The 4065-nt window shown below is 65.6% G+C and carries 2 protein-coding genes; both read right to left on the reverse strand.

The window, feature by feature from the left end; all coding sequences use genetic code 11:
• Positions 1 to 87: 87 nt before the first annotated feature.
• A complete protein-coding gene (locus Q0X61_RS12755) occupies positions 88 to 3492 on the reverse strand; it encodes a DNA polymerase III subunit alpha (RefSeq protein WP_297743213.1) in 3405 nt (1134 codons plus the stop codon).
• Position 3493: 1 nt separating this feature from the next.
• Positions 3494 to 3760, reverse strand: coding sequence for a DUF6504 family protein (locus Q0X61_RS12760; RefSeq protein ID WP_297743214.1), 267 nt, complete (start codon positions 3758 to 3760; stop codon positions 3494 to 3496).
• Between the last annotated feature and the right edge of the window lie 305 nt (positions 3761 to 4065).

The raw sequence follows: 4065 nt of genomic DNA on the forward strand, positions 1-4065 counted from the left end.
CGACGAACATCGGCACCGCCGCCAGCTCTGGACGGCGCGCGATCTCTACCGACGCGTAGAAGGCATCCATGTCGATGTGTGCGATGATCATCGGCCGATACTTCCTGGGCTGGAGTGCCAGAGTCTGCGGGCTGCACCCTGCGGCGGCACGTGGTAGCTGGCGGGGCCGGCGTCGATGATGCGGTGCACCGCGGCGACGGCCTCGCCCGGCTGGTGTGCGCATTCGAGGGCCTCGCGCCAATGCGTGTAGAGGTGCTCCAGGCTCCATGCTCCCGTGGCGCGAAGTGAGACGCCGCTGCGCCCGGTGCGTCGGACGGTGCCGCGCACCAGCAGCAGCCAGGAGTTGAACACCGTCGTGGAATACGGGCCCTGCACGTCTTCAAAGAAGGTGGCGTCGCTCACGCCGGTGGAGTCGTCGAGGGAGAGGAATACCACTCTGCGCCCCGAACGAACCGGGGGCGTCTGCGTGGCCACTTTCACCCCTGCCACCAGCACTTCGGCGCTCTGCCGCTGGCGGCCAAGGAGCCGCGCAGGAGTGACGCTGAGCGCGCGCAGCAAGGGCAGATAGCGCGTGATCACGTGGCTGCTCGCGTCCAGGCCGAGCACCTCCAGCTCGGCTCGAATGCGCTCGTCAGGCCCCATTTCAGGCAGGCCCGTGGGCGTGACGTCGAGGCAGTCGGCTTCCGTGAACGCAAAGGCATCCTGACCTTCCAGTTGCTTGCCCGTGCCGGTGTGGAGGTCGGCGATGGTGAGGAGTATGTCGCGACGGGTCACCTGGGTGTGGCTACGTAATTCGTCTGCGTGCCCGATGCTGTAGAGCGCGTCGAACCCGCCGGCCAGCGTGAGATTCTCAGCCGTGGTGCGGCTGGTGCGCGCGCGTTGCCAAAAGTCGGTGACCGACGTGAATGGTTGGGCGTTCACGATGCGCACCACCTCATCGTCGGTGATGCCTGCCACGTCGGACAAGGACAGCCGGATGCCCCAACCACCGTCGACCTGTTCGGCACGATAGCTTCCGGTGGATGCGTTGACGTCGAGGCCCAGCACCGCAACCCCCATCTGCCGCGCCTCTTCGAGCAGCAGCCGTTTCGGGTACATGCCCGGATCGTGAGTGAGGATGCCTGAGAGAAAGTGCGCCGGGAAGTGCCATTTCAGCCATGCCGACTGATAGGTAGGGAGCGCGAATGCGGCGGCGTGTGCCTTGCAGAACCCGAACGAAGCAAACGACACCAAGATCTCCCAGACGCGCTCGATCACCTCGCTGGCGTACCCTCGTTTACTGGCACATTGCCGAACCCAGCGCTCTATCTCGTGCTGGTTACGCTCTTCTGCAAGTGCGCGACGGACCTCGTCGCCCTTCGCAAACGAGCACCCCGTGGCAGCAGCGACGAGCCGAATGATCTGCTCGTGAAAGACCACCACTCCGCATGTTTCTTCGAGGAATGGCTGGAAATCAGCGTGGAGGAATTCGGGGATGCGCAGGCCCTGGCGTGCATCGACGAAGGGCGTAATCATGTCTGACTTCACCGGGCCGGGACGGAAGAGAGAGATGTCGATCGCGATGTCGTCGAAGCTTAGAATGTCGAATTTGCCGACGAGCTCTCGCTGCCCGGGAGATTCAATTTGGAAACAGCCGAGCGTGCGGCGCTCGGCGATCATCTGGTACACAGCCTCGTCGTCGAAGGGCTCGAGCGCGTCGATGTCGGGGGCACTGCCCGCGGTGCGCTCGAGCTCTTCGAGCGCGTGCGCCATCGCTGACTGCATGCGCACACCCAACACGTCGAGCTTCATGAGCCCCAAGCGTTCGACGTCGTCTTTGTCGAACTGGCTCATGGGATACTCCTGAGCGCTGGGCTCGAGCGGGGTACGGGTGGCGAGGTCGGCGTCGGAGAGCACCACGCCACATGGGTGAAGTGCCACGTGGCGCGGCAGCCCGTCGAGGGATTCCACCAGGGTGAACAATCGCTCGAGGCGAACCTCCCCCATACCTGTGTTGCGGAGTTCGGGAAGATCTCGGATAGCAGTACGGGCGTCGCGAGCTCGGATGCGTGGGAAGGCCTTCGCCATGGCATCGATCTCACTCGGAGGAAGACTGAGCGCGGCACCAACGTCGCGTACGGCGTGCCGCACTCGGTAGGTCTCGAGCATCGCAACGCAGGCCACCCGGGTACTGCCGAAGCGTTCGAATATGCCGTCATAGACCTCGGTGCGGCGCGCGGATTCGACATCGAGGTCGATATCTGGCAAAACCCTTCGCAGTGGTGACAGGAAACGCTCCATGAGCAGGCCGTGCCGCATCGGGTCGACGCCGGAGATGCCGAGCGCGTAGTTGACGAGCGAGCCCGCGCCAGAGCCTCGGGCGGCGCAGCGAATGCCCATCTCGTTCACCATCTGCACCACGTCGGCGACCGTCAGGAAGTACGCATCGAAGCGAAGGCCCGCGATGGTTGCCAGCTCGTCGTCGAGCCGTGCCGCGGCGTCGGGGGTGACGACGCCGTACCGCGCGGCCAGGCCTGCCTCGCAGCGGGCGCGCAGTGCGCGAGGTGCGTCGTCGGGGGTGATGCCGAGAGTTTCGGGCTCGGGCAGGCGGACTTCACCGAGGCCGACGTCGTGGTGCGGGCTGAGAGTGCAGCGCTCTGCGAGCGCCTCGGTGGCAGCGAGCAGCGCGGCGGTGTTGGCCCCGGCGAGCCGAGCGGCCTCATCGACGGCGCGGCGCATCTCTTGCTCGCCTTTCAAGTGCCCCTCGGCGTTGACGCGGTCGATGTTGCCGGCCCGCAACGGCACTCGGCGTCTGGCCGCGTCAAGCACGTCGCAGGTGGCTGCCTGCTCAGGACGTGCCATGCGCACCATGTTCGTCGCCACGACGGGCGCCCCCGCCTGCTCTGCGGCGCGCACAAGCCCCGCGGCCTGGTGTGCAGACGCGATGCCTCGGCCAGGTGTGTGATGGTTCGTCATCGCGACGGTGAGCCCGCCTGCCAATGCATCGCGCCAGCGCCGAATTTCGTTGACGGCGCCGTCGAACCGAGCGTCGAGCAGCATCCTCCCGGCTGGGGAGTCGGCGCCAAGCCCGACGATCACGTCGCCGCCTGCTGCGTGCTCGGCAATGCGTTCTAGGGTGACCCGTGGGGTGCCGCGACCCGCAGCGTGCGCGGCACTGATGAGCGCGCAAAGTTGCCCCCAGCCAGTCCGCGAGGTAGCCCACAATGTGACCCGAGGAAGCCGATGGTCGCGTATCGATCCCCCTTTCACAGCAGCGGGGCGGCGCACGGGGGCCCATCCGTTAGGAACCACTGCGAGGCTTGCCCCAACGATGGGCGAAACACCCACTTGCGAGCAGGCATTCGCGAAGCGAACAGCGCCGTAGAGGCCATCGCGATCGGTGAGCCCGATGCGCGTCATGCCGAGCTCGGCAGCCCGCGTAACCAGCTCGTCGGGGTGCGAGGCACCGTACTGCATCGAGTAGCTGGAGCAGGTTTCAAGATGGGTGAACACGCTAATCCTCCACGCCTTGCAGCTGCCAGTCGTCATTTCCGACAGTGCGGGCAAGCTCGTAGACACCGCGCCAAGCGCGCCCGCTTTCGGCTTCGACGCGCCACACCTCGCGCTCTTCGACGCCTGACGCCGCAGGGTGCCGCCACCACGGAGACGACTCCCTCGTGAGGGTCTGCACGGTGAGCACGCGCAGCAGACGCCCGCGCCAGACGAACTGAGTTGGAACATCGCGAAACTGTACGGTGACGGGTTCTTGATAGATACGCATGGCAGCCTTCCGGGGAACGTTCGGTTGTGTTGCTCGACCCGGGAACCTCGGCCGGCTGCAGGGGTCGAGTCTGCAACCGGCCGAGGCGGCCCACACCGGTGAGCGCTCGACTAGAGCTTCCCCAAGATAATCGAACGCCTGTCCGGTATGCATAACTATAGGCGCCCCCACTGACAATTCGTCAACCCCAGCATTTCACTCAGCCAGCGAGCATTCGGAATACTTCAGGCTTACGCTCCCGAGAGCGTTCGCGCATAGACTGCCCGACATGATCGTCGTCGAAGGAAGCACGCTGGCGGGCATGG

Source organism: uncultured Tessaracoccus sp. (assembly GCF_947255005.1).
Taxonomy (GTDB): Bacteria; Actinomycetota; Actinomycetes; order Propionibacteriales; family Propionibacteriaceae; genus Arachnia.

What these genes read in the sequence shown, in the direction of transcription:
- Q0X61_RS12760 (WP_297743214.1), bottom strand. Translation starts at nt 3,760, where the DNA reads ATGCGTATCTATCAAGAACCCGTCACCGTACAGTTTCGCGATGTTCCA.